The 24,876-nt window shown below is 62.3% G+C and carries 20 protein-coding genes; 8 read left to right on the forward strand and 12 right to left on the reverse strand.

The window, feature by feature from the left end; all coding sequences use genetic code 11:
* Nucleotides 1–188: 188 nt before the first annotated feature.
* On the reverse strand, nt 189–5,207 hold the full coding sequence (locus RHM62_RS11775) for a diguanylate cyclase (protein ID WP_322122286.1): 5,019 nt from the start codon (nt 5,205–5,207) through the stop codon (nt 189–191).
* A gap of 268 nt (nt 5,208–5,475) precedes the next feature.
* Here RHM62_RS11775 and RHM62_RS11780 point away from each other — a divergent pair, with 268 nt between their 5' ends.
* Nucleotides 5,476–7,554 (forward strand): beta strand repeat-containing protein, encoded by a 2,079-nt coding sequence (locus tag RHM62_RS11780; protein ID WP_322122287.1) that lies wholly within the window; start codon nt 5,476–5,478, stop codon nt 7,552–7,554.
* Nucleotides 7,555–7,570: 16 nt separating this feature from the next.
* On the opposite strand, the gene RHM62_RS11785 is transcribed toward RHM62_RS11780, so the two are convergent.
* Nucleotides 7,571–9,013 carry a sensor histidine kinase gene (locus tag RHM62_RS11785; protein ID WP_322122288.1) on the reverse strand — a complete coding sequence of 481 codons (1,443 nt, stop codon included), beginning with the start codon at nt 9,011–9,013 and terminating at the stop codon, nt 7,571–7,573.
* Nucleotides 9,000–9,695, reverse strand: coding sequence for a response regulator (locus RHM62_RS11790; protein WP_322122289.1), 696 nt, complete (start codon nt 9,693–9,695; stop codon nt 9,000–9,002). Before RHM62_RS11790 ends, RHM62_RS11785 begins: the two co-directional genes overlap by 14 nt.
* Nucleotides 9,696–9,909: 214 nt before the next feature.
* On the opposite strand from RHM62_RS11790, the gene RHM62_RS11795 reads away from it, so the two are divergent.
* The 4 genes from RHM62_RS11795 (at nt 9,910) to RHM62_RS11810 (ending at nt 14,862) form a co-directional block, all read left to right on the forward strand.
* Nucleotides 9,910–10,824, forward strand: coding sequence for a Bug family tripartite tricarboxylate transporter substrate binding protein (locus RHM62_RS11795; RefSeq protein WP_322125399.1), 915 nt, complete (start codon nt 9,910–9,912; stop codon nt 10,822–10,824).
* 25 nt (nt 10,825–10,849) lie between these two features.
* Nucleotides 10,850–11,938: an ABC transporter substrate-binding protein gene (locus tag RHM62_RS11800; protein ID WP_322122290.1), complete on the forward strand. Its 1,089-nt coding sequence runs from the start codon at nt 10,850–10,852 to the stop codon at nt 11,936–11,938.
* Nucleotides 11,939–12,003: 65 nt separating this feature from the next.
* Nucleotides 12,004–13,764: an iron ABC transporter permease gene (locus RHM62_RS11805; RefSeq protein WP_322122291.1), complete on the forward strand. Its 1,761-nt coding sequence runs from the start codon at nt 12,004–12,006 to the stop codon at nt 13,762–13,764.
* A 24-nt stretch (nt 13,765–13,788) separates the two neighbouring features.
* The gene (locus RHM62_RS11810) at nt 13,789–14,862 is read left to right on the forward strand and encodes an ABC transporter ATP-binding protein (protein WP_322122292.1); all 1,074 of its coding nucleotides are present in this window, start codon (nt 13,789–13,791) and stop codon (nt 14,860–14,862) included.
* Between the two features lie 183 nt (nt 14,863–15,045).
* On the opposite strand, the gene RHM62_RS11815 is transcribed toward RHM62_RS11810, so the two are convergent.
* The 8 genes from RHM62_RS11815 to RHM62_RS11850 form a co-directional block, all read right to left on the reverse strand.
* Nucleotides 15,046–15,480: an EamA family transporter gene (locus RHM62_RS11815; protein ID WP_009665860.1), complete on the reverse strand. Its 435-nt coding sequence runs from the start codon at nt 15,478–15,480 to the stop codon at nt 15,046–15,048.
* A gap of 197 nt (nt 15,481–15,677) precedes the next feature.
* Nucleotides 15,678–16,256: a hypothetical protein gene (locus RHM62_RS11820; protein WP_322122293.1), complete on the reverse strand. Its 579-nt coding sequence runs from the start codon at nt 16,254–16,256 to the stop codon at nt 15,678–15,680.
* Entirely contained in the window at nt 16,253–16,912 is a 660-nt protein-coding gene (locus tag RHM62_RS11825; RefSeq protein ID WP_322122294.1) for an SCO family protein, read from the reverse strand. Before RHM62_RS11825 ends, RHM62_RS11820 begins: the two co-directional genes overlap by 4 nt.
* Entirely contained in the window at nt 16,887–17,495 is a 609-nt protein-coding gene (locus RHM62_RS11830; RefSeq protein WP_322122295.1) for a cytochrome c, read from the reverse strand. The genes RHM62_RS11825 and RHM62_RS11830 overlap by 26 nt, the downstream gene beginning before the upstream one ends.
* Nucleotides 17,492–18,133, reverse strand: coding sequence for a cbb3-type cytochrome c oxidase subunit II (locus RHM62_RS11835; RefSeq protein ID WP_322122296.1), 642 nt, complete (start codon nt 18,131–18,133; stop codon nt 17,492–17,494). Before RHM62_RS11835 ends, RHM62_RS11830 begins: the two co-directional genes overlap by 4 nt.
* Nucleotides 18,130–19,782 (reverse strand): cbb3-type cytochrome c oxidase subunit I, encoded by a 1,653-nt coding sequence (locus RHM62_RS11840; RefSeq protein ID WP_322122297.1) that lies wholly within the window; start codon nt 19,780–19,782, stop codon nt 18,130–18,132. Before RHM62_RS11840 ends, RHM62_RS11835 begins: the two co-directional genes overlap by 4 nt.
* 179 nt (nt 19,783–19,961) lie before the next feature.
* Nucleotides 19,962–20,762 carry a sulfite exporter TauE/SafE family protein gene (locus tag RHM62_RS11845; RefSeq protein WP_322122298.1) on the reverse strand — a complete coding sequence of 267 codons (801 nt, stop codon included), beginning with the start codon at nt 20,760–20,762 and terminating at the stop codon, nt 19,962–19,964.
* A complete protein-coding gene (locus RHM62_RS11850; protein ID WP_322122299.1) occupies nt 20,759–20,887 on the reverse strand; it encodes a hypothetical protein in 129 nt (42 codons plus the stop codon). The genes RHM62_RS11845 and RHM62_RS11850 overlap by 4 nt, the downstream gene beginning before the upstream one ends.
* A 186-nt stretch (nt 20,888–21,073) precedes the next feature.
* Between RHM62_RS11850 and RHM62_RS11855 the strand changes: the two genes are divergently transcribed.
* From RHM62_RS11855 to RHM62_RS11865, 3 genes are all read left to right on the forward strand, one after another.
* Entirely contained in the window at nt 21,074–22,387 is a 1,314-nt protein-coding gene (locus RHM62_RS11855; protein ID WP_322122300.1) for a sigma-54 interaction domain-containing protein, read from the forward strand.
* A gap of 84 nt (nt 22,388–22,471) precedes the next feature.
* Nucleotides 22,472–22,852, forward strand: a complete 381-nt coding sequence (locus tag RHM62_RS11860) for a rhodanese-like domain-containing protein (RefSeq protein ID WP_322122301.1) — start codon at nt 22,472–22,474, stop codon at nt 22,850–22,852.
* 66 nt (nt 22,853–22,918) lie between these two features.
* Nucleotides 22,919–23,737: a TlpA disulfide reductase family protein gene (locus RHM62_RS11865; protein ID WP_322122302.1), complete on the forward strand. Its 819-nt coding sequence runs from the start codon at nt 22,919–22,921 to the stop codon at nt 23,735–23,737.
* Between the two features lie 48 nt (nt 23,738–23,785).
* Here RHM62_RS11865 and RHM62_RS11870 read toward each other — a convergent pair whose 3' ends face one another.
* Nucleotides 23,786–24,673, reverse strand: coding sequence for an MBL fold metallo-hydrolase (locus RHM62_RS11870; RefSeq protein ID WP_322122303.1), 888 nt, complete (start codon nt 24,671–24,673; stop codon nt 23,786–23,788).
* Nucleotides 24,674–24,876 lie beyond the last annotated feature (203 nt).

The raw sequence follows: 24,876 nt of genomic DNA on the forward strand, positions 1-24,876 counted from the left end.
GAAAAAATGGAAAAGCACATCGGCATCGTGCAGCGTGCAATCGATACCGGTCGTCAGACGGAACAGTAGTTCGAAAAATATACACTTCAGTATTTACTCTATACCAGTGAGTATTACCCCGCTCGATACCGATCTGTGTTACCGAACAGTGTAGTTGCACGCATTACCAGAAAAATGGGCAAGGTGGCTCAAGCTGCAGCAAGATGCACCCGGTTCCGCCCTGCATCCTTGGCGAGATACAGCGCATCGTCTGCTGCGCGCAGCAGCCCGGCCATACTGCCGTGATTGCCGGCCTCGCAAATCGCCACACCGATACTGATCGTCACCAAGCCTGACGAGGCGCGCGCATGCGGCATCGCAAGCTGTTCGATGGAAAGGCGGACGAGATCTGCCAGTTGCCATGCGGTGCTGCCATCGGTGTTGGGCAGCACGATAGAAAATTCCTCGCCGCCATAGCGCGCCGCCAGATCAGTGCTGCGCCGCGTGCCCGCCTGCAGCGCCGCAGCGATGCGGCGCAGGCAGGCGTCACCGGCCTGATGACCGTAGCAATCATTGAATTTTTTAAAGTGATCGACGTCGATCATCAGCACTGCCAGCGGCATGCCGGTGCGGCTGGCGCGGCCCCATTCACTGGCCAGGATCTCGTCGAAATGACGCCGGTTGGCCAGTCCCGTGAGGCCATCGGTGGCTGACAGCGTGGCCAGTTTGTCGTTGGCATCTTCAAGCTGGGCGGTGCGCTCGGCCACGCGCAATTCCAGGCTGTCGACCATGCGGGCATGGGCAATCGAAATCATCGCCTGCCCGCCCAGCGTGCGCAGGAACTCGGCGCGCTCGGCGGTAAAGGATGATTCGGTCAGGTTGTTTTCGAGGTAGAGCACGCACGCCACCCGTCCGCCCTGCCGGATCGGCAGGCACAGCACCGAGCGTGGTTGCTGGCGCTGCACATACGGATCGCTTGAAAAGCGCGGCGACAGCGTCAGGTTGTCGTCGATCAGCGCCTCGCCGGTACGCACCACATAACGCAGCAGCGTCAGCGGAAATTGCGGATCCGCGCTGCCATCGAGCGCCACGCTACGTGACTGCAAGACGGTCAGCTGACTGCCATCCATCTCGGCTTCGACGCGCCACGCGCCGGCATCGAACAGCAGCAGACGCGCGACCTGCGCGCCGGAATTTTCGCGCACGATGGCAATCAGGTGCTGCAGCACGTTGCGCAAGCCGACTTCGTCAGCCAGCGCTTGCGAGGCCTTGATGATCGATGCCAGGTCGAGCGCGGCATTGCCCATCATGCCGGTCGTGGCGGTCACCGGGTTCGATGCCGGGATCGCGGCCGGCACGCCGGCATGCATCAGATTGCCGTGCTGCTCCAGCAAATGCGCCACCTTGCCATCGGCACCCCAGCGCCGGTACAGCGCCACCGCATCCTGCAGGAACGTGACGGCCACACGGGGCTGGTCCTGCTCGAGCCAGAACTGAGCGCACAGTTCGTTGGCCAGCGCCTCGATATGAAGATACCCGCTAGCATGCGCCGCGTCGATCGCTTGCCGGTAACAGCGCAGTGCCAGCGGCATGTCATGCCGGTAGCGCGCCAGTTCGGCCTGCACCAGCGAGTCATTGGCACCATGGTTGGCCGGGTTGAGCTGTGCCCAGCCGGCCAGTAGCAGATGATGCGCGCTGATCCGGACCAGCAAGGCGTCGGCATCGGCGCGCTGCGGCTGCCGCTGCAACGCACGCAGCCAGATCAACGCGACATAGAAAGTAGTTTCCGGCACCTTGGCCTGGCCACGCAAAATCTGCACGACCAGGCCCATCTGTCCGGCCAGCTCTTCGGCGTCCGTCGTATCGAACAGGTAGGCATTGCGGATTTTGCCCTGGTAAAAATAAGCCTGGTACAAGCGCGAACTGCCATAGCGTTCGAGGAATCCAGCCTCGCTGAAATCGCCATCGTCGTAACTGTCGGCGCGGCGGGTCAGGCCCATCAGGCACCGCGCGGGCTGCAGCGCACCGGCAATCGTGCACTCGACCATGTCAAGCTGGCCGTTGCTGCGCATGATGGCCAGATCCCTTGTGCTGGCTTGCAGCAGGTCGGGCAAATAGTGGCCGAGGATGAGCCGGTCGGTGGCCCGCACCGCCGCCACCACGCCGACATTGACGAAGTCGCCGCTGTCGCGGGCATCGCGGAAGGCGTCATCGTAGAGCCCGATCGAACGGGCCAGCGGCCGCGTCCAATGACTGATCATCGCGCCGAACATCAGGCCGGTCAGCACGCGCGCCTGCATGTTGGTGCCGCGATTGGCCAGTTCCATCGCCATCGCGCCGAAGCGATAACTGCGCTCGTCGTGATAGGCATCGGCCAGAAAAAAAGCAAACGCGACATACGCCACCGGCGTGAACTCGCTATTGCCCTTCTGGTGCGACAGGCGCGTCATCGACACCACCATCGTCATGCTCAGATCCTGCTGGCCGGCGTAATAACTGGCTTGCCACAGGCGCTGCATCAGCTGCATCGTGGCGCGTGCGCGCGGATCGTCCATCGCGCCGGCATCAAGCAGCGCGTTCACATCGCTGTCGCCGAAGTGCTTCTTGATATCGGCAACAATGTCGGCGATACCGGCTTTGAGCAAGATACTGTCGTCCCCGAATGTCAGGCCGAGCAAAGCCAGTCCTTCGCGCAGCAGGTCGATTGCTTCGGACAGGCGTCCCTGCAGCTGGTACTGGCCGGCCTGCTGGGTGATGCAACGAATGGCCTGTAATGCATCGGTGCAGTGGGCCCGCACCAGCGGATAGATCGCTTCGGCCTGCGCGAACTGGTTGCACAGGCAGGCGGTTTCGGCGGCGCCGAGCTGCAGGTCAAGCATTAATGCGGGATGGCGTTGCCAGGCATGGTCGGGCAGCAGCGTGATGCCGATATCCATGTGGCGGGAGGCGGCCTCGAAAGCCGCTGCACCGCGCGCCTTGATGCCGGCGCGGTAATTGAGTCCGGCCAGGTGCAACGATTCGGACGCATCGAGGATGCCGTCGCGTCCGGCATTGAGCTGGGCGACGATGGCGAACAGGCGCGTGTCGAGATCGGCGTCGGTCGTGTGGCGCAGCAGCTCCCGGCCGATCTGCAAATGACTGGCCGCGCGTGCGGCACTATCGGCGCTGGCATAGGCGGCCTGCTGCACCCGATCATGCAGGAATCGATAGCGCACCTGCGTGTCGCCCTCCTCCCGGTTGACGCTCTTGTACTGCTGGCCCAGCGGGTGCACCAGACCCGCCTGCAAGGCCGGCCACAGATCCTGCTGCGTCTGCCAGCCCGACTGCGCGCTGACCACCGCCAGCGTATCGAGGTCGAACTGGTTGCCGATGCAGGCTGCCAACTCCAGCAAATGCCGCGCCGGCAGCGGCAGGCGGCGGATCCGCTCCAGCATCAGATCGATCACGTTATCGGTGTAATCGGCATTGGCAATGGCGGCCTGATCCCAATCCCAGCTATTGGTCTCGTGGCGATAATGCAGGTGGCCGGCGTCATGGATCGCGTGCAGGAACTGGTTCAGGAAAAACGGATTGCCCCGGGTTTTCTGAAAACACAGCGTGATCAATGCCGCGCCGTGATCCGGCATCACCCGCAAGGTGTCGGTCACCACCCGTCCGACCTGAATCCCGTCGAGCGGCATCAGCGTCAGCACGTCCACTGGAAAGCCGTCCTTTTCCAGGCGCTCGCGCAGCGCCGTCAGCGGATGCAAAGCATCGACTTCGTGATCGCGGTAGGCACCCACACACAACAGATAGCGCTCCTGCGGTGTGCGCATCAGCAGTTCCAGCATCGCCAGCGTTGGCGTATCGACCCATTGCAGATCGTCGAGAAAAATCACCATCGGCCGGTTTGCCGCTGAAAACACGCCGACGAAACAGCGGAACAGCCGGTTCAGCCGGTGCTGCGATTCCACCGGCGGCAAGGCAATCACCGCGTCGGTCGGCCCGACGATCAGCGCCAGTTCGGGGATCAGCGCGACGATCACGCCGATCTGCGTGCCGAGTGCGTCATGCAAGGCGTTGGCCCACTGGCGCAGTTGCAGTTCCGGTTCGCACAACAGTTGCCGCACCAGCTCCTGGAAGGCCTGCACCAGCGACGCATACGGCACATCGCGCCGGAACTGGTCACATTTACCGGCAATGAAAAATCCGCCCTGCGCGACGATGGGCTGATGCACTTCGTGGATCAGTACCGACTTGCCGACACCCGAGTAACCCGCCACCAGCAGCAGTTCTGCCGGACCGGCGCTGGCGCGTGCAAAGGCGCTCAGCAGCGCCGCCGTCTCCGGCTCACGTCCGACTAAAGTTTGCGGTATCAAAAAATGACCGCTCTGATCCGACAGTGTGAACGCCGTGGCGGGCAGCGCTGAATGCGCGATGCTACGGCACTGCGTCAGGTCGCGGATCAGTCCCGGCAATCCCTGATAACGCTGATCGGCATTTTTTTGCAGCAGACGCTGGACAATCGTCAGCAAGGGTCCGGGCAGTGCGGCCAGCGCCGGCAACGACCAGTCGGGTTCGAGCGCGATGTGGCTGTGTACCAGTTCCATCGCATCGGTGGCCGCGAACGCCGGCTGCCCGCTCAGCAGTTCGTAAAAGGTCGCGCCCAGCGCGTAATAGTCAGCGCGGTAGTCAACCAGGCGGTTCATCCGGCCGGTCTGTTCCGGTGCCATGTAGCGCAAGGTGCCTTCGAGCGAGGCCGGATGATCGACCCGCGCCAGTTCCTGTCCCAGCTCGCTGGCGATGCCAAAATCGATCAGCTGCAACAAGCCGCATTGCGGGTTCCAGATCAGATTGGAGGGATTGATATCCTTGTGCACGATACCGTTGCCATGCACGACCTGAAGAGCCGCACAGAGCTGCAAGGCGATCTCAAAAAAATCATCGAGCGTGAGCGGATCGCCGTCCTGCGTGCGTTTGTCGAGCGAATCGCCGCCGCTATCCTGCAGCAGCATGGTCCAGTAACCCGCATCGAATTGCAGCGCCAGCGGGCGCGCAATGCCGGGGTGCAGGCAGCGCGCCGCAATCGCGTATTCGCGCTTGTAACGGGCAACTTCCTGGAACGAAACCGCGGTCCTGTTGAGGACCTTGACAATGACCGCCTGCGGCCCCTGCAGCGCCCGATAAACCCGCGAGTTCGCACTCACGTGCAAGCTGTCGGTGATCTCGTAGGCGAAGGGATGGCTCAATGTTTTCCTTGTTACCGTGACGTGTCGCGCCGCAGATAAATTGCGTGCAATCGGATTGCGCGCAATCATGCTGCAGCGCATCTTACCTCTACTCGTTGGTATATAACGTATTACGACAAAGTAGCGATCTTTGTCGCATGGGAAGTAATGGTTAGTGGTGGTGCCGGAGGTCGCGCGGGCAGGGGCAAGGTGTTGTCCTGTCGTTGTCATGTCGTTGTCATAACGAAAGTTTATATTGATTTTTTAATATGACTTTCAGGATACCTAAATGCCGATCCGCATGAACCCGCCAGAGCTGTTCCCTCTCGCCGCACACCGCACCCTGGGTGTCCTGCTGGTCGCCGCCATCCTGCCAATGAGCATCGGCACCGCATCGGCAGCCGGTTTTAATCTGATCGCAAACAGCACGACTGCGCAAACACTGGGCAACGGCGACAGCGGCGCACTTGCCACGGGCAAATCACTGACCGTCAACGGCACTGCAGTCGCCGTCACCGTCAATGGCAATAACGCCACCATCAACAATGCCGGCACGATGTCGCAAACCGGAACCGGACGCGTGGTGCGTGACAACACCGGTGTGACCGGCCTGACCATCAACAACGGCTCGTCCAGCAATGCCGCTGCAGTGATGCAGTCTGCCGATGCCGATGTGATCCAGCTGGCCAAGCCGGGTGCCACGGTCATCCTCAACAACTACGGCTCGCTGATCTCGAACAACGCCTCCGCAGGCGGCGCACAAGCGGTCGATTTTGCCGCCCTCGTCACCGGTGCCAGCACCATCAACAATTTCGCCGGCGGGCTGATGCAGGCACGCGAGGCCGATGCCGTGCGGGCAGGCAGCAACGGGATCGTGTTCAATGCCGGCACGATCCGCTCGTCTACCCTTCTCGGCAATAGCAGCGACGGGATCGACGGTCAGGACAACACGGGCATCCTCATCACCAATGCAGCCACCGGCCTGGTCGACGGCGGCCGTCATGGCATCACCGGTGGCGCAAAAGACAGCACGGTGTCGTTCACGATGGGCGTGATCAACGACGCCGGCGGCATCATCCGGGGCAACAATGGATCGGGCATCAACCTTGACGGCTTCAATGCGCGGCAACTGGTCACCATCACCAACCGGGGCACGATTGCCGGCAACGGGGTCACCGGCGATGGCGACGGTGTCGATGTTGACGGCCTCGCCAACATCACCAACAGCGGCATCATCCGTTCAGTCAATGCGTTCAGCGCGGCAGGCAGCGGTCCGGCCTTCAGCGAAGGCATCACCGTCGGTGGCGGCACGATCACCAATTCCGGACTGATCGAAGGTCTGGTCGGTGCCGGCAATACCAATGCGGTGGGTCGCGGCATCACGCTGTCGGGCAATGACATTACCAGCGGTGTGCTGGCCGGACAGCGCGAAGGCATCTACGGCAATGCCGTCATCCTCAATCAGGCGGGCGGCGTGATCCGTGGCCAAACCGATTCAGCCATCATCGCCACCGGTCTGGCCAGCGGCAAGCGCGTGAGCATCACCAACAATGCCGGCGCGACCATCCTCGGCGGTGGCACGGCGAATGCCGCGATCGTCACCGGTGCCGACCGCACCGACCTCATCAATGCCGGCATCATCAATGGTGCCAGCAGCGGCAAGGCGATCGAACTCGGCAGCGCCGGCAATTCGGTCGTCATCAGCGGCGGTAGCGCGTCGGTCATCGGCAGTATCAATGGTGGCGCTGGCAGCATCGGCAACACCATGCAGATCGATCCGGGTACCGGTAACCGTTTCGCGTATGACGGCACGATCTCCAACTTTGCCAATGTCGACATCGCCAGTGGCAAGGTCACGCTGTCGGGCGTCAATACCTACACCGGCACCACGCAACTGAGCGGCGGCACGCTGACGCTCGATGGTGCCAACCGCCTTGCATCCGGCAGTGCGCTGGCGCTCGACGGCGGCATGCTGCAACTGGTCAATGCGGGCGGCGCGAACGGTCAAACCTTTGCCAGCCTGTCGCTGGGCGGGAACTCGGCAATTGCTCTCGGCGGGTCGTCGCTGACCTTCAATGGACTTGGCAGCATCGTCGCCGGCAAGACACTGACTTTCACTGAATACGTCGCCGCCAATTCCGGCTACGCGTTTCGCTTCCTCGGCGACTATTCGACCAACGCCAGTTTCCAGGCGCTGCTCGGCGGCACCCGCATCAATGGCGTGGGCACGGCCTACCGGTTTGACGGGGTCTACACCGATGTCTCGGCAGTACCGGAGCCATCGACTTACGGGATGCTGCTGGCCGGTCTGGGTCTGATGGGCGTGATGGGCGTGATGGGACGTCGCCGCCGGAAGCCGGCGCGCTGAGCTGCGGGCTCAGCCATTACGCCGGTAGCGGAAAGCTCACCCGGACCAATAATCCGCTGTCCGCGCGGGCAGCGGCCAGCGTGACCCGGGCACCGTGCAACAGTGCAATATCGTGAACAATCGCCAGCCCCAGCCCTGTCCCGCCCGGATGACAATCCAGCGCCGACGTACTGCGATAAAACGGCGCAAACACCTTGTCGCGCTCGTCGGCGGCAATACCGCAGCCGGTGTCTTCGACTTCGAGCAGCGCGCCGCGACCATCCGCTGCGGCGCTGATCCGTACCGCGATACTGCCCCCTGCCGGTGTGTAGTCGAGCGCATTGCCGACCAGATTGGCGATCAACTCATGCAGCAATAACGGTTGCCCGTGCACGATCACGTCCGGCCCTTCATCGAGCGACAGGTCGAGTTGTTTGCGCACTGCCGGCAGCGCCATCTCGAGCCCGACCTGACCGGCAATGGCGCGCAGCGAGACCGCTTCGAAGGCCCAGTCGCCGTTGCCATGGTCGATGCGCGCCAGCGTCAGCAGCCGGTTGGCCAGTTGCACGGTGGCGTCGGTGGTGCCGGCAACGCCGTGCACGATGGCGCGCAACGCGCTGATGTCGGCCGGTTGGCGGTCGATCTCGCGCAGTGCCAGTGCGGCCTGGGTTTTGAGTAGCGTCAGCGGGGTGCGCAGCTGGTGCGAGGCATCGGCAATGAAGCGGCGCTGGCTGGCGATCAGTTGCTGCAGGCGCGCCGTTGCACCATTCATCGCAATGACCAGCGGCTGCATTTCGCGGTGCACCAGCGCCGGGTCGACGTCCGACAGATCCGACACGGCGCGCGTCTCAAGCTCGGTTTTCAGGCGCATCAGCGGACGCAGCACCAGTCGCACGGCGAACCAGACCAGCGTCGCCACGGCCAGCACCATGCCGGCCTGCCACAGCAAGGTATCGAACAGGATCTGGTTCGACAGACCACGTCGCGCTTCCAGCGTTTCGCCAACCTGGATGAGCGTGATGCCGCGCATCGAATCGTCATACACCGGTTGCAGCAGTGCGGCGATACGCACCGGTTCGCCGTGATAGGTGGCGTGATAAAACCGCACCAGCGCCGGATAATTTTCAGAGCGCGGGACATCAGCGGGCACTGGCGGCAGGTCGGCATAACCGGACACCGATTCGCCGTGCAGGCCGGTGACTTTGTAATACATCCGGCCCAGCGTATCGGTCTCGAAACTATCCAGCGCCACATACGGCACGTCGGCGACGACCTTGCCATCAACGATGGCGACGCGTTCGGCCAGCGCCCGCGTCGACGCCAGCAGCGAGCGGTCATAGGCCATGTCGGCCGCATCGAGCGCATTGCGGTAGACCGAAAGCGCATCGATCACCATCAGGATGGCCAGCGGAATGAGCAGCCAGCGCAGCAGCTGATGACGCAAACTGCCCAGCGGCACCGTAGCGTCAGTGCGCGGCATCGCGTGCCTGCAGCAAGTAGCCGATACCGCGCAAGGTGGTGATGGCGGCGGCATCGGCGGCAGCGCTATCGAGCTTTTTGCGGACCCGGTGGATGACCAGATCCAGCGCATCCGGATTGACGTCGTCGTCGAGCGCGAAGACCGCGCCGAACAGCGTGTCTTTCGAGATCGCGCGACCGGCACGACCGATCAGCGCCTCGAGCGCGGCATGTTCACGCGGGGTCAGCGCCAGTGCCGTGCCGCCATACGTGAACATCCGCGTGACGGTGTCGAAGTGCAAGGCACCACAACGCAGCACCAGCGCCTCATTGCCCTGACTGCGGCGCAGCAGCGCTTTCACGCGTGCTTCGAGTTCGGCCAGTTCGAACGGCTTGGCGAGGTAGTCGTCGGCTCCCAGATTGAGCCCCTGCACCCTATCGTCGAGACCGCCGCGCGCGGTCAGGATCATCACCGGCGTCTTGCCGCGCGCACCGCCGCGTGCGCGCAAACGTCGCAGCACATCCAGCCCATCCATCTTCGGCAGCGTCAGGTCGAGCAGCACCAGCGCGTAGTCCTGCGTGTGCAGCAGCGCATCGGCATCGGCACCATTGCTGGCGCACTCGACCGTCATGTGCACATCCTGCAAGGCTCTGGACAACCAGCGCGACAGTTCCAGATGATCTTCGACCAATAAAATCCGCATCGCATCTGCCTGCCCGTTAAAAGACCGCAGTGTAATCCGGCGCGCTTGAAAGCCAATTGAAAGATTGCGGTTTTATAGTGACCGTTGATTCAGCACGGGGATCATAGATTTCTCCGGCAACCATCACAACGGAGGCGGCATGACAACACATCAACAAGCATCTTCAAGCGCTCGCGTCGTCATGCGCGCGCTGTTGGCTGCACTGCTGATTCTCATGTTGCCGGTGCGGGCCACCGCCGCCGAATGCATCGTTCCGTCCAAGCCCGGCGGTGCCATGGACCTGACCTGCAAGCTGGCGCGCAAGGGCTTGCAGGAACTACCTGTCGACCTGCAAATCAGCTATCTGCCGGGTGGCATCGGTGCGGTGGCCTGGCATACGCTGGTATCGCAACGGCGTGCCGAGCCGGACACGCTGGTGGTGTTTTCAGGGGGCTCGCTACTCAATCTGGCCGAAGGAAAATTCGGTGATGCACAGACCCGCGACGTGCGCTGGGTCGCGGCACTCGGCCTCGATTACGGCATGATCGCGGTGCGCGCCGACTCGCCGTACCAGACGCTGGCCGACCTCGTTACGGCGCTCAAAAACCACCCCGACAAAGTCCTAATCGGTGCCTCCGGCACCATCGGCAGCCAGGACTGGCTCAAGATGGCGCTGCTGGCAAAGCAGGCCGGCATCAATCCGAAAGTGCTGCGCTTTGTCGCGCTCGAAGGCGGCGGCGAATCGTTTATTGCGATGCAGGCCGGCCACGTGCAAGTGGTCTCGGGCGATGCCTCCGAAGCGACCTTGTATGCCCGCGCCGGCAATACCCGCGTGCTGGCGGTGCTGGCCGAGCAGCGCTTGCCGGGTGCGCTGGCGGCTGTGCCGACCGCCCGCGAACAAGGCGTCGACCTGATCTGGCCCGTAATCCGCGGCGTCTGGATGGGACCGCAAGTGAGCGATGCCGATTACCTGAAATGGGTCGCCACGTTTGACCGGATGATGGCGGCACCGGCGTTTGCCGCCACCCGTGCGCATTACGGGCTGTATCCGTTTTCACTGACGGGTGCGGCCTTGACCGGGTATGTGGCCAAGGCCGTCACCGCTTACCGCCAGCGCGCCGCCGAACTCGGCCTGCTGCGCGAATTTTAAAAAAACCACAACAATGGAGACCACCATGTTTGCCAAGAAGACCCTCGCTGCCATCCTGTCCACCCTGTGCGCCGGCGCAGCATTTGCGCAAGTGCCCGCCGGCTATCCGGCCGACTATCAGAAAATCATCGATGGTGCCAAAAAAGAAGGCAAGGTCGTGATCTATTCGGCCACCGACAGCAAGGCCGCGACCTTCCTCGTGAAGGATTTCAATGCGCTGTATCCGGGCATTTCGGTCGAATACAACGACATGAATTCGACGGAGGTCTACAACCGCTTCATTTCCGAAGTCGCCGCCGGTGGCACCACGGCCGATGTGATGTGGTCGTCGGCGATGGACCTGCAAATGAAACTGGCCTCCGAAGGCTACGCGCTGAAATACCGCTCGGTTGAAGTCAGCAAGATACCGGCCTGGGCGGTCTGGGACGATACGGCTTACGGCACCACGTTCGAGCCGGCGGCGATCGTCTACAACAAGCGCCTGGTCGATGCGAAGGAAGTGCCGCAGACCCATGCCGACTTCGCCAGGCTGATCACGCAACCCAAATTCAAGGACAAGGTCACGACCTACGACATCGAGAAATCCGGTCTGGGCTTCATGTTCATGACGCAAGACGCCAAAGAAAACCCGCAGTTCGCGGCCCTCGAAGCCGGCTTCGGCGTGGCCAAGGTGCGGGTGCAATCATCGACCGGCACGATGCTGGAACGGATTTCGTCCGGTGAGAATCTGCTGGGTTACAACATGTTGGGTTCGTACGCACTGGTCCGCGCAAAAACCGATCCGTCGATCGGCGTCGTACTGCCGAGGGATTACACCCTGATCCTGTCGCGCGTGCAGTTCATCAACAAGACCGCAAAGAACGTCAATGCGGCCAAACTCTGGATCGATTACCTGCTGTCGCAGCGCGGCCAGACTGTCGTGGCCAATGGCGCCAAGCTGTTTGCGATTCGCGCCGATGTCACCGGCGAGACCACGTCGGCGGACCTGATCAAGCAGATCGGTGCGGCCAACGTCAAGCCGATCCCGGTGCATCCGGTGATCCTGCAATACCTCGAGCCGACCAAGCGCATGGCCTTCCTCAAAAACTGGAAAGACACTGCCGGCAAGAAGTAACACCCTCCGGTCGGGATGCTGCGTAGACGGCACCCGGCCCGCCCTCCATTCACCGGAATTTGTTTATGTCTCTTGCCTCCCTGCGACGCCTGAACTGGCCGCGCGGCGTTGTGGTCACGCTCACTTGCGTCGCCATTTTCGTGCCGCTGCTGCTGATTTTTTATCAGAGTTTTTTGAATGCGCCGTTCTTTATGCCGACGAAGCAACTGGGCTTCGGTGCCTACCGGTTCATTTTTGACGATCCCGATTTTTCGCAGGCATTCTGGAATGCGATGATCCTCGCCGGCGGTCTGGCGGTGATTGCCGTGCCGCTCGGCGGCGCATTGGCTTTCGTGATGGTGCGCACCGATTTGCCCGGACGCGGCTGGATCGCGCCGCTGCTGCTGGTGCCGATTTTTGTGTCGCCGATGGTGATGGGATTCGGCTACGTGGTGTCGATGGGGCCGGTCGGGTTTTACTCGGTCTGGGTCAAGCAATTGATTGGCTTCATTCCGTGGAATATCTATTCGTTCACCAGCATCGTCATCATCGCCGGCCTGACGCACGTGCCGCATGTGTACCTGTACGCGTCGTCGGCGCTCAAGAGCCTGGGCTCGGATGTCGAGGAAGCCGCCCGCGTGGCCGGGGCCTCGCCCTTGCAGGTGATGCTCAATGTCTCGCTGCCGATGATCATGCCGGCGCTGGCCTATGCCGGCGTGCTGGTGTTTTTTCTGGGCTTCGAAGTGTTCGGACTGGTGCTGGTGCTGGGTGATCCCGAAGGCCATCTGGTACTGGCAACCTATCTGTACAAGCTGACCAACAAGCTCGGCACGCCTTCGTATCATTTGATGGCCGCCGTTGCGGTGTGCCTGGTGATGGTGACGATGCCGCTGGTGATGCTGCAGCGCTGGTTGCTCAAGTCGGCCAACAAGTATGTCTCGATCAAGGGCAAGGGCGCGCGCAGCAAGGCCATGCCGCTGGGTCGCTGGAAATGGGTGGCGTTTGCGCTGCTGGCCGGTTGGCTGCTGTTCACGATCGTGTTCCCGATCTCCGGCATCGTGCTGCGCGCCTTCGTGCAGTACTGGGGTGAAGGCGTCAATCTGGTTGACGTGCTGACGCTGCAGCACTTCCGCGACATCCTCGACCAGCCATCGCTGATGCGCGGCATCCTCAATACCATCCTGATCGGCGTCATCGGTGGCGCGCTGGCCGTGGTCTGTTATTGCGGTATCGCGCTGGCCATGCATCGCAAGCCCGATGGCATCACGCGCCTGCTCGATTACAGCGTGCTGGTGCCGCGCGCGATTCCGGGTTTGCTGGCCGGCCTGTCCTTCCTGTGGGTGTTCCTGTTCGTGCCGGCCTGGCTCGATGGCTTGCTGAAAATGACCGATAACAGCGTCGCGGTCTGGCTCAGCGCGCATCTGATTCCGGTCCTGCGCGAAGTGCGCTCGACCATTTTTGCATTGTGGCTGGCGTACTCGGTGGTCTGGCTGGCCTATGGCATGCGGCTGATTTCGACGGCCCTGTTGCAGGTTGGTCCGGAACTCGAAGAAGCCGCCCGCGCCGTCGGTGCCCGGCGCGGCCAAGTCACCCGTGACGTCACGCTGCCACTGGTCAAGTACGGTTTGCTGGGCGCGTGGCTGATGGTGTTCCTGATCTTCGAACGCGAATATTCGACCGGCGTGTATTTGCTTTCGCCCGGCACCGAAGTGATAGGCGCGATGCTGGTGTCGCTGTGGGCTGGCGGCGCGACCGACCTGGTCGCTGCGCTGTCGTTCATCAACATTACCTTGGTCGCCATCGGCCTTGGCATTGCGCTGCGCTTTGGCGTGAAGCTCAATCACTAATCACAAAATTACAGAGACCCGACCATGAACGAACTTTCCGTCAACGATCTTTACCTCGACTATGGCACTGGCTCCAGCGCAAACCCGATTCTCAAGGGCGTGTCGATGCACCTCGAAAAAGGCGAAGTCGTCGCCCTGCTCGGCCCGTCCGGCAGCGGCAAGACCACCCTGCTGCGCGCCGTCGCCGGACTCGAAAGCCCGAAGGCCGGCACCATCCACATCGGCGAGCGCAGCGTCTTCGATGGTGCCAGCGGCGTCGAGATGCCGGCCGAACAGCGCAACCTCGGACTGGTGTTCCAGTCCTACGCGCTGTGGCCGCACAAGACCGTGTTCGACAATGTCGCCTATGGCTTGAAGCTGCGAAAAATGAACAGCAGCGACATCGCCGCCAAGGTCAAGGAAGTGCTGACGCAACTCGGGCTCGGGCATCTCGGCGAACGCTTTCCGCACCAGCTTTCCGGCGGCCAGCAACAGCGCGTCGCCATCGCCCGCGCGCTGGTCTACAACCCGCCTGTGATTCTGCTCGACGAACCGCTGTCGAACCTCGACGCCAAGCTGCGCGAGGAAGCCCGCGCCTTTTTGCGCGAACTGATCGTGCGACTCGGTTTGTCGGCGCTGATGGTCACGCATGACCAGGGCGAAGCGATGGCGATTTCGGACCGTATCCTGCTGCTCAACAACGGCAGGATCGAACAGCAAGGCTCGCCGCAAAGCATGTACGAAACACCGGACAGCCTGTTCACCGCCGAATTCATGGGCAGTAACAACCGCATGCAGGGCAAGGTCGTGCAGCGCGACGGGCAAGCGCTGCGACTCGAGATCGATGGCGTGCAACTTGATGGCACGGCGCGCGGTGACAATGCCGGCGGCGACGCCACCGTGATGATCCGCGTCGAGGAAGTCCGCATCAGCGCCACGCCGGTCGATAATGCGATTGCGCTGCCGCTGGCGACGTGCATGTATCTGGGGGATCGCTGGGAGTGTTTGTTCCAGCGGGCGGGGGGGACGGATGGACACCTGCGGGCTTACTCAAAGCATCGGCTGGAGGCGGGGAATTACTGGTTGCAGATGCCGGCGGAGAAGTTGTGGGGGTTTTGATTGGTTATCGCATCAGATACCGTGCGCCCTGAGCCTGTCGAAGAGAGCCTGTCGAAGGAAGCTTGTCGAAGGCGCTTCGGACGGTGCGCCTTCGACAGGCTCAGGACGAACGGTTTGCGGGTCGTGTGCGTTGCTGAGGATCGCAGCCGTGAAACAAGTCAGGCGACAACCCGAACTAACCCTTCAGCGCTTAAACGCCAGCAAAAGCACACCACCAGCCACCATGGCGATACCTGACCACTCCCGCAGCGATGGCCGTTCGCCCAGAAACGCGAAGGCAAATACCGCGACCAGGACCAGACTGAGCTTATCCACCGGGGCGACCTTCGAGGCTTCGCCGAGCTTCAGCGCCCTGAAATAACAGACCCACGAAGCACCCGTCGCCAGCCCTGACAAGGTCAGAAACAACCACGTTTTTGGTGATAGCGCGAACGGATCGGACCACTTGCCCGTGGCGGCGACGAATACCGACAGGACCACAATAATGATGGCCGTCCGGATCAAGGTGGCGAGGTCGGAATCGACACCCTGAATTCCTATCTTGGCAAAGATGGCGGTCAGTGCCGCAAAAACGGCAGACAGAATTGCCCAATAAAACCAGCCCGTTGTTGTCGTCATCTGTTTTTCCTTTTTGTGGGTGCCTGTATTTTTTCGGATCAGGATCAGATCACATCCGGCCTACCCTGCCTAGCCTGCATTGCCGTGCCGGTCACCGTTCTACGTCGCAAACCTCGCCGCTACCCTGCCGGCGCTCTTCCCCATCGACAATCGCTATGGTGCCATGGGCCAAACATCAGAGCATCAGGCTTGTCGATTCAACCGGCAAGCGGATCGACGCACCGCCCCCGACCCAACGCAAACCCCACCCACAACGCCCCCAGCCCGACCCCGATCGCCGCAATGCCCCATCCGGTTTGCACCTGCGTCTCCAGCGAATACGCATTGCACAAGCGCAGATCGGTGGTAATGAAATAGCTGCCCAGCCACGTCATCATCGATACCAGATAACCCACAAAAAACAGTTGCAGCGCCAATGGCGAGCAGGCAAACGAATGCTGCAGCAGCAGGCCGGCAATGAATAGCGTGAGCAGTTTGAGCAAGTCGGCTTGCGGCAAAACGACGGCCCGGTCAATCGCCAGCGGCAGCATCCAGTAAGCGAGGATCACCAGCGCCGTGACGAATCCGGTCAGGCCATAGCGATTCCACGGTGCCAGCCACGGCAGCGTGCGGCCGCGCGAGACGGCGCGCATCACCCACCAGCCGGCCAGCACCAGCAGCGGCATCTGAATCGCCATGTGCCAGACCATGCTCTGCTCGATCAGATAGCGCCACGGTGGCGCGGACAAGCCGACAGCCACGGCCGTGGCAACGAGTGCCGGCAGCACGCGCCTCATCGCGGCGTGGCCAGGGCGATATCGAGAACCTGGTCAATCGCGGCGTAATCGACGATGCGCACCAGCCGGCCGGCCGGATCGATGATGTGCAGCGCCGCGTTGTGTTCGAATTCGCCGAGTGGTGCCGGCACGATCATGATGCCGAAGGCATCGAGCAGGCGGCGGCGGTCAGCCACGTTGGCCAGCGTGACGACCTGCCACGCCGCCGGATCCATGCGCAGACGCGCGGCATACGCCTGCAGCGCGGCGGCATCATCATTGACCGGATCGAAGCTAATGGTCAGCAAGCCGACCTTGTCCTGCAGACCGCGGGCCAGCAACTGCTGCTGCAGGCGCTGGTAGACCGAGCCAAGCGCGCTGCAAACCGTCTGGCAACGGGTATAGACGAAGTCGACGATCTGTACCCGGCCATCGCCGGCCAGCAACTGGCCCAGCATGACCGGCTGGTCGGTACGATCGCGCAGGCTGAAGTCAGGAAGTGGTTGCGGGGCGCGCGCAACCTGCCCGCGCCGCAACGCTTCGGTGGTGAAGGCATGGCCGCCATCGGTGGCCAGCAGGATCGCGGCCAGTCCGAGCAGTAGCGCGCACAGGCTGGCGGCAAACGTCTGCAGCAAACCTGCGGTGGGCGTCTCAGGACGCCGGCTTGAGTTCGGCACCGCCCTGGTACGGCGTTGTACGCGCCTTGGTCGCTTCGCGTTCGGCCTTGACCGTATCGGCCGTGATCGGTGCAGCCTTGTTACCCCACTCGCCGCGGATGTAGGTCATCACGCCGGCCAGTTCGGCATCGCTCATCATTTGCCACGCCGGCATCACGCCCTTGTAGACCACGCCCTTGACTTCAATCTCGCCTTCGATGCCGTGCAGCAGAATGTGGGTCAGGATTTTTTCATCGCCGGTGACCCATTCGGACGCCGCCAATGGCGGGAACACGCCAGCCACGCCCATACCGGTAGCCTGATGGCAGGCTGCGCATTTACCGCCGTAGATCAGCTTGCCGTCGACCAGCGCGGTGCCGCCACCGGCAACCGGCACCGGTGGCCGCAAGGTTTCCATGGTGCGTTGGTCGCCATAGGCCGAATCTTCGCCGGAAGGCGTGATGTAGATATAGAAACCGCCCCACATCGCCATCGCGCCGAGGAACATCACCAGAAACCACGGCAATGGCCGCACGCTTTCGTCGGGATCGGCATTTTCGCGCTGACGTTGCAAGCTGTCATCCGGAGGAGTTGGTTTGCTCATGGTGTTTCCTTCGCGGCAGGCACAGGCACGGGCAGTGGTGGCAGAGCCGGATAGGTCCGGTCCAGCGATTGCAGGTAATTCACCAGCGCCACCGCTTCCGGTTTTGCGATGACAACCTGGCCTTTTTTAGTCAGGTCGGGCGGCAAATTGAGGACCGTTTCACCGGGCTTGGCGACACCCTGGCGCACTTCAAACAGGTACGGATACGAGGGCATGATCGACCCCCGCGTGTAGGCGCGCGGTTGATACAGATGGCCAAGATGCCAGTCCATGCTGGGCTGGCGCGCGCCGATATTGAGCAGGTCCGGACCGGTGCGCATGGTGCCCAGCAGATGCGGCGTGTCGTACGCGTAATCGGCGGCGACCGAGGCCCGGCCCCAGCCGCGCGTGGCATCCGGTGCCTGCTTGATGTCGCGCGGTTGCTGCGAATGACAATACACGCAGCCATTGGCAATATAGGTCTGGCGGCCCAGCCATTGCTGGTCGGTGTAAGGTTTCAAGCCGGCCGGCGGTCGCACGTCTTCAAGCAGCAGATACGGCAGCACGACGAGGATGCCGGTGGCACCGCCGAGGATCACCATGGCACCGACGATCAGGCGCAGTTCGTCCATTTCCCAGAAACTTTTACCGGCGCTCATGCGGTGGCTCCTTTGCCGGTCAGGCGTGACAACAATCGATTACTCAGCAAGGCTGCACCAAGCCGCTTCGGCCCGAATTTCCAGCCCATCGCAAAGAAGTGCGCGGCAAACACCAGATGGCCGAGCGTCATCAGGCCACCGCCTATCGAGCGCGCCTCGAGGTAAGGCAGCGTGATCGCCACCGATTGCATGAAAGTGGTGTCCTTGTCGAGCATCGCCAGTCCCTGCAGCCAGCCGCCTATCGACAGCCAGATAAAGTAAATCGCAAAGCCGATCAGCACCAGCCAGAAATGCAGCGAGATCAGTTTCGGATACGGCCACTCCCAGTTCATCACGCGCGGCATGATGAAGTAGATCGATCCGAACATCACCATCGAGAAAAAGCCGTATAGCCCGAGGTGGGCATGGGCCACCGTGTAATGCGTGAAATGGGTAATCGTGTTGACGGCGCGCAGTGCCTCCATCGAACCCTGAATCGAGGCCGCGGTGTACATCATTGCGCCCAGCACAATGAAGCGCAGTGTCGGCGAGTACGCCAGTGCCCGGAAATTGCCCAGCACCGTCATGTGCTGGTTGACCGCCACCGCAAACACCGGAATCGCCATCATCATGCTTTGCACAATCGAGATCGTCACCAGCCAGGACGGAATCGGCCCGCCGATCAGGTGATGACCACCAACCTGGCTATAAAAAAACGCCAGCGACCAGAAACCCAGCAGCGACAGATTGTACGAATGGATAGGCTTGCCCAGCACTTTCGGAATGAAGTAATACGATGCCGCCAGCCCGAGCGGTGTGAACCACAGGCCCAGCACGTTATGGCCGAACCACCAGTTCATCGTGGCCTGTTGCACGCCAAAGTGCAGGCCCGGCCAGTTCGCCACCAGGAACAGGATAGGAAACCATAGCAAGCCGGCACCGATGTACCACACCGAGACATACAGATGATCGACTTTGCGCTGCAGCAGTGTCAGCCACAGCGGACAACCGACCAGCGCGCCACCGGCCACCAGCAGGATATCGATCTGCCACGGAAATTCCAGCCATTCGAGGCCATCCGAATAGCCCATCGCGATGGCCACCACGCCGGCGAACACGCCGACGGTCCACAGTGCGCCGCCGACCAGCGCGTATTTCGCACCGACCAGTTCGGTCTTGAGCAGGCGCGGAATCAGCCAGATCGCGACACCGATACCGGCCAGCGAACACCAGCCGTAGGCAATCAAATTCAGGTGGATAGGCCGGATGCGGCCAAACGTCAGCCAGGCGTATTGCACCAGCCAGTCGGGCGAATGCAATTTGATCGACGAAATCAGCCCGGCCAGCGATGCCAGCACCAGCCACATCACGGCCAGCGTCAGGCAGACGCCTACTACCAGAGAGGTCGAGCGGTCAGCGCGGGCACGGATTTCCTCTTCCTCGTCACTCATGTGCTCGTCGACGGCACCCATGGCGCGTTGCAAGTCGCCCTTCTGCAGTGCCGTTGCAGCAGGATCTTCGACCGTGCCTAGTTCGTTCTTGCCGAAGATTTCGGTGGCGGCAGCGACGCCATCACCGAACAATCCTTTCGACATCGACCAGATAAAAATGAACAGCGCTGCGATCGACAACAGAAACGTCCCCAGCAAGACGCTTACGGTGAAATCCATATATTTTTTTCCTGTCCTTGTGGCGTCGATAATTACGAACCTTACCTGTGACGCGGACAGGGTCGTATGGTTCCATCCGGACGCCAGCCACTTGATCGCTCCAGTCGCATACGCCCTATGGCGCAAACATCATAATGCAGGAGCACTTGTCACTTTTGACGGGTAACTTCAGAAGTGAATCAGGCCAGGGCGCGCACCAGCAAGGCCAGCGCCACCACCGCCGAGACGAGCGCAAAACTGCGCTGCAATTGCGGTCCCGCCAGTCGCGCCGCAAGCTGCCGGCCAGCCAGCATGCCCAGCACCGCACCAACCGAAAACGGAATCGCGACAGCCCATTGCAGATGCCCGGTCACGGCGCTGGCAATCACGCCCGACATCGACACCAGCGAGATCACTGCCAGCGAGGTGGCGACTACCGATTGCGCGCTCAGGTTGGTGTAACGCTGCAAGGCCGGCACCATCACGAAGCCGCCGCCCACGCCCAGCAGTCCCGACAACAATCCGGCCGCCATGCCCGACAGGGCCAGCGACCAGGCGCACGGTGCCGTCCAGCTCAGCTTGCCGCGCGTGTCATCGAGCATGCAGGGCGGCACCGGCGTGGTGAGGGGAACGCGGGTCGATGTCGCCGGTCGTGTTTTCATAAATGTCCGGAAAGCGACATACAGCAATACCGCAGCAAACACGATGGTCAGCGGCCGGTTCGGCGTGCGCTGCGCCAGCCACAGGCCAAACGGCGAGCAGACGATGCCGACACCGGCAATGAGCAGCGCCGCCTTGTAGCGCACGGTCTTGTTGCGCAAGCCGAGGAGCGCGCCCAACGTTGCGGCCAGGCCGACCGCCAGCAGCCCGATCGGTCCGGTCTCGGCCATGCCCAGTCCGGCACCGAACACCAGCAACGGCACCGCGAGGATGCCGCCGCCGGCACCGGTGAGGGCCAGGATGATGCCCACCGTAATGCCGAGCAGCAGGATGGTGATCACAGGCCGGCCAGTTCGGGCCTGGCCATCCACTCGCGCCCTTCGGGCATGCGTTTAAAAAACAGCGACTGGTCGATGCAACCACCATCAGGTCGATTGCAAAGCGTGGTAACGCTGTTGACTTGCATGCGTGTTCTCCTTGAAGGTCCCTGAGCTACCGCAATAAGCGTACCAAGCAAAAAATCGTCCATTGAACGGCTTTGTCCGTTGATTTCATGCGGCTTTTTTCAGGGGGAGCGTATTTTTTCCGGACGTCGACTGCCAGATGGCAGTCCGCCTTGACAGTCATGGCAGCACCAGCACATAGTCTGCCCATGCCAAATACTCCCTCCAGCAAAGACGACACGCCCCTGCCGCGCGTGTCCCAGGTCCAGTCACTGGTCTCCTTCCTCGAACACGAGCCGCATCCGATGATCGTGCTCGACCCCGACTACAACATCCTCGCCGCCAACACCGCTTACCAGCGCCAGTTCGCCAGCGTCGGCAAGCCCTTCATCGGCCACAAGTGCTATCAGGTCTCGCATCACTACGACGTACCGTGCGACCAGGCCGGCGAACATTGCCCGATGAAAAAAGCGCAGGAGTTGCGCGGCCCTGATCGTGTCCTGCACATCCACCACACACCGCGCGGCCCCGAACATGTCGATGTCGAATTACGCCCCATCCTCGACGGGGACGGCGTCATCACCGCCTACGTCGAACGGCTGGCGGTGGTGCGCAGCGTCTCGGCACAGCCCAGCGACGATGGTCTGGTCGGACGTTCGCCGGCTTTTAATGCTGCGCTGTCGGCATTGCAGCGGGTCGCGCCATCGATGCTGCCGGTGCTGTTGCTCGGCGAATCCGGCACCGGCAAGGAACTGTTTGCACGCGCCGTCCATGAAGCCAGCGAACGCGCCAGCGGCCCGTTCGTGGTCGTCGATTGCTCGGGACTGACCGAGACGCTGTTCGAGAGCGAACTGTTCGGCCACGAAAAAGGTGCATTCACCGGTGCCACCGCACGCAAGCCGGGGCTGGTCGAAACCGCGCAAGACGGCACGCTGTTTCTCGATGAAATCGGCGACGTCCCGCTGGGCATGCAGGTCAAGCTGCTGCGGCTGATCGAGTCCGGCACCTATCGCCGCGTCGGCAGCATCGACACGTTGCACGCCAATTTCCGGCTGGTCGCGGCGACCCACAAGCCGCTTGAAGCCATGATGACGCGCGGCGAATTCCGCCAGGATTTGTACTACCGCATCAGCGCATTTCCGATCGTGCTGCCACCGTTGCGCGAGCGCGCCGACGATATCGCGCTGCTGGTCAATTCCTTCCTGCAGCGCGCGGAGGCCGGCAAGCGCACGCTGACCATCGAACCGGATGCGCTGGTCCAGCTGCAGCAGCGCGACTGGCCCGGCAACATCCGCGAATTACGCAATGTGCTGGAGCGCGCACGCCTGTTTGCCGACGATGGCGTGATCCGGTCGACGTATCTGCCGGATGCGCCGCGTTCGCCGGCCGTGGTGGCGGACGGCGGGGCCACGCTGGCAACCCTGCTGGCGAGCTTCAAGGGAACCCGCAGTGAACTCGCCGCCAGCCTGCGCATCAGCGAACGGACTTTATACCGGCGTCTGAAGGAACAAGGTCTGGCCTGAGCCGACCCTCGCCATCGCACGGAACGCTCAGGCTCTCATGACCTGTTAGCCTGACCACCCCTACACCTTGAAAATGGAACGCCAATGAAAACCGCTCATGAACTGGTCGCTGCCGCAAAAACCCGCATCCGCGAAGTCGCCCTCGATGACGCCGAACCGGCTGTTCGCGCTGCCGATGTGGTCCTCGATGTACGCGAAGTCGATGAATACGCTGCCGGTCATATCCCGGGTGCGCTGGCGATCTCGCGCGGGATGATGGAATTCACGATGAGCAGCAAACCCGAGTTTGCCAGGCCCGACCTGAATATCGTCCTGTACTGCAAAACCGGCGGTCGTGCCGCACTGGCCGCGTCGGCCCTGCTCGACATGGGCTACCGCAACGTGCAATCGATCGCCGGTGGCTACGATGGCTGGCGTGATGCCGGCAAAGCGGTCACGACGACGGCCCTGCCCGACTTCGACTGACTGCATACACATTCTTTTTAAAACTTCCTCCCCCGGCATGCTCGCCGGAAAGCCGGCAGCCGCCTGATGCTCAACGTCAGCCTCGGCCCCTTGACGATGCAGGTCAGTCACCTGCAGCTGGCGCTGTCGTTGCTGATCGCCGCCGGCGTCGGTCATCTGGTCGGCCGTCGCCAGCGTGTCGGCATCGTCGATACGCTGACCGCGATGTTGCTGGTGGCGCTGCTGGCCGCACGGCTGGTGTTCGTACTGATGTGGTTTGAGCAGTACCGGCAAGCGCCTTGGACCATTCTCGATATCCGGGATGGCGGCTTCGAGCGCTGGACTGGTGTCGCTGTCGCGCTGCTATTCGTGCTGTGGCGCGGCTGGCGCGCGCCGGTCTTGCGCCGTCCGCTGGCGCTGGGCTTGCTCGCGGGGGTGCTGGCATGGAGCACGTCCGGCGCGCCGGGCATGTTGCGCATGACGACGCGGGCACCGCTGCCGGACGTGGCGCTGACCACACTGGCAGGCACGCCGACCACGCTGGCGGCACTGGCCGGTGGCAAACCGATGGTGGTTAATTTGTGGGCCAGCTGGTGTCCGCCCTGCCGGCGTGAAATGCCGGTGCTGTCAGCGGCGCAGCAGCGCGAACCCGGCATCACCTTTGTCTTCGTCAATCAGGGCGAAAACGCCGGCATCGCCGCCAGTTATCTGGCTGCCGAATCGTTCGTGCTGACCAATATCGTGCTCGACCGCGGCACCTTGCTGGGCAAGGCCATCGGCTCGACCGCCCTGCCGACCACGCTGTTCTACGATGCCGGCGGACGGCTGGTCGATACGCATCTGGGGGCGCTGTCGGCGGCTTCGCTGGCGAGCAAATTGCAACGGCTGCAGGACAACGATTTGTAGGGTGCGCACGGTCTCTTGTGCTCGCGCGCGCCCCGGATACGTGGCCAATCAACCCACCACGTTGAGCGGGATTTTCAGGTAGCGCACACCGTTGGCTTCCGGCTCCGGCAAATGACCGGCGCGCATGTTGACCTGCACCGATGGCAGGATCAGCGTCGGCATCGCCAGCGTCGCGTCGCGTGCAGTACGCATCGTCACGAACGCCGCTTCGGTGATGCCGTTGCGCACATGGATGTTGTGGGCGCGCTGGTCCGCCACGGTGCTGACGAAGCGGACCTCGCGTCCGCCCGGCAGATAGTCGTGGCACATGTATAGCAGCGTGTCGGCCGGCAAGCTGAGTACCTTGTTGATCGACTTGAACAAGGTGCGCGCATCGCCACCCGGAAAATCGCAGCGCGCAGTGCCGTAGTCGGGCATGAACAGCGTATCGCCGACGAAGGCCGCGCGTTGACCGGCCTCGCCGGTCACGTAAGTCATGCAGGCCGGCGTATGACCCGGCGTATGCATCGCACGGCACGGGATGGTCCCGATCAGGAAACTTTCTTCATCGTCGAACAAATGGTCGAACTGGCTACCGTCGCGGGCGAAGTCGGCGCCGGCATGAAACAGTTCGCCGAATACTTGCTGGACGGCGGTGATCGGCGCCCCGATGCCGATCTTGCCGCCCAGTTGGCGCTGCAGATACGGTGCGGCGGACAGGTGATCTGCATGGGCATGGGTTTCAAGAATCCATTGCACGCCGGCGTCCAGTTCGCGTACCCGGGCGATCAGTTTGTCAGCTGACCGGGTACTGGTGCGGCCGGATTTGGGATCGTAATCGAGCACGCTGTCGATCAGCGCGCATTGGCGGCTCGATGGGTCAAAGGCCAGATAGCTGACGGTCCAGGTGTCGGGATCGAAGTGGCCTTCGATATGCAGTCGTGCGGGAATGGTCATGGCATGGCTCCGGAAAAAGCGGGTTCGGCTAAGGATGGATCAAGTATTTCAAGTATTTGCAATAACCATACCAGTCCGTCCGCCCTGACAGCGCAGGTAGTTTCCGGCGGAAACAGGCCGATCCGCCGGCGACTCCCGGCTATGCCGGTGCGCACACGACTGCCAATGGCAGTCGGCGCTGTCGCCGGTGGCAGTGCATTGGC

Origin of the sequence: Actimicrobium sp. CCC2.4, from assembly GCF_034347385.1 — a bacterium.
Classification (GTDB): domain Bacteria; phylum Pseudomonadota; class Gammaproteobacteria; order Burkholderiales; family Burkholderiaceae_D; genus Actimicrobium.

Bases quoted from the DNA above. Each gene is read 5' to 3' on its own strand.
- RHM62_RS11780 (WP_322122287.1), top strand. From the start codon at position 5,476: ATGCCGATCCGCATGAACCCGCCAGAGCTGTTCCCTCTCGCCGCACAC.
- RHM62_RS11785 (WP_322122288.1), bottom strand. From the start codon at position 9,013: ATGCCGCGCACTGACGCTACGGTGCCGCTGGGCAGTTTGCGTCATCAG.
- RHM62_RS11790 (WP_322122289.1), bottom strand. From the start codon at position 9,695: ATGCGGATTTTATTGGTCGAAGATCATCTGGAACTGTCGCGCTGGTTG.
- RHM62_RS11795 (WP_322125399.1), top strand. From the start codon at position 9,910: ATGTTGCCGGTGCGGGCCACCGCCGCCGAATGCATCGTTCCGTCCAAG.
- RHM62_RS11800 (WP_322122290.1), top strand. From the start codon at position 10,850: ATGTTTGCCAAGAAGACCCTCGCTGCCATCCTGTCCACCCTGTGCGCC.
- RHM62_RS11805 (WP_322122291.1), top strand. From the start codon at position 12,004: ATGTCTCTTGCCTCCCTGCGACGCCTGAACTGGCCGCGCGGCGTTGTG.
- RHM62_RS11810 (WP_322122292.1), top strand. From the start codon at position 13,789: ATGAACGAACTTTCCGTCAACGATCTTTACCTCGACTATGGCACTGGC.
- RHM62_RS11815 (WP_009665860.1), bottom strand. From the start codon at position 15,480: ATGACGACAACAACGGGCTGGTTTTATTGGGCAATTCTGTCTGCCGTT.
- RHM62_RS11820 (WP_322122293.1), bottom strand. From the start codon at position 16,256: ATGAGGCGCGTGCTGCCGGCACTCGTTGCCACGGCCGTGGCTGTCGGC.
- RHM62_RS11830 (WP_322122295.1), bottom strand. From the start codon at position 17,495: ATGAGCAAACCAACTCCTCCGGATGACAGCTTGCAACGTCAGCGCGAA.
- RHM62_RS11835 (WP_322122296.1), bottom strand. From the start codon at position 18,133: ATGAGCGCCGGTAAAAGTTTCTGGGAAATGGACGAACTGCGCCTGATC.
- RHM62_RS11840 (WP_322122297.1), bottom strand. From the start codon at position 19,782: ATGGATTTCACCGTAAGCGTCTTGCTGGGGACGTTTCTGTTGTCGATC.
- RHM62_RS11850 (WP_322122299.1), bottom strand. From the start codon at position 20,887: ATGCAAGTCAACAGCGTTACCACGCTTTGCAATCGACCTGATGGTGGT.
- RHM62_RS11855 (WP_322122300.1), top strand. From the start codon at position 21,074: ATGCCAAATACTCCCTCCAGCAAAGACGACACGCCCCTGCCGCGCGTG.
- RHM62_RS11860 (WP_322122301.1), top strand. From the start codon at position 22,472: ATGAAAACCGCTCATGAACTGGTCGCTGCCGCAAAAACCCGCATCCGC.
- RHM62_RS11865 (WP_322122302.1), top strand. From the start codon at position 22,919: ATGCTCAACGTCAGCCTCGGCCCCTTGACGATGCAGGTCAGTCACCTG.
- RHM62_RS11870 (WP_322122303.1), bottom strand. From the start codon at position 24,673: ATGACCATTCCCGCACGACTGCATATCGAAGGCCACTTCGATCCCGAC.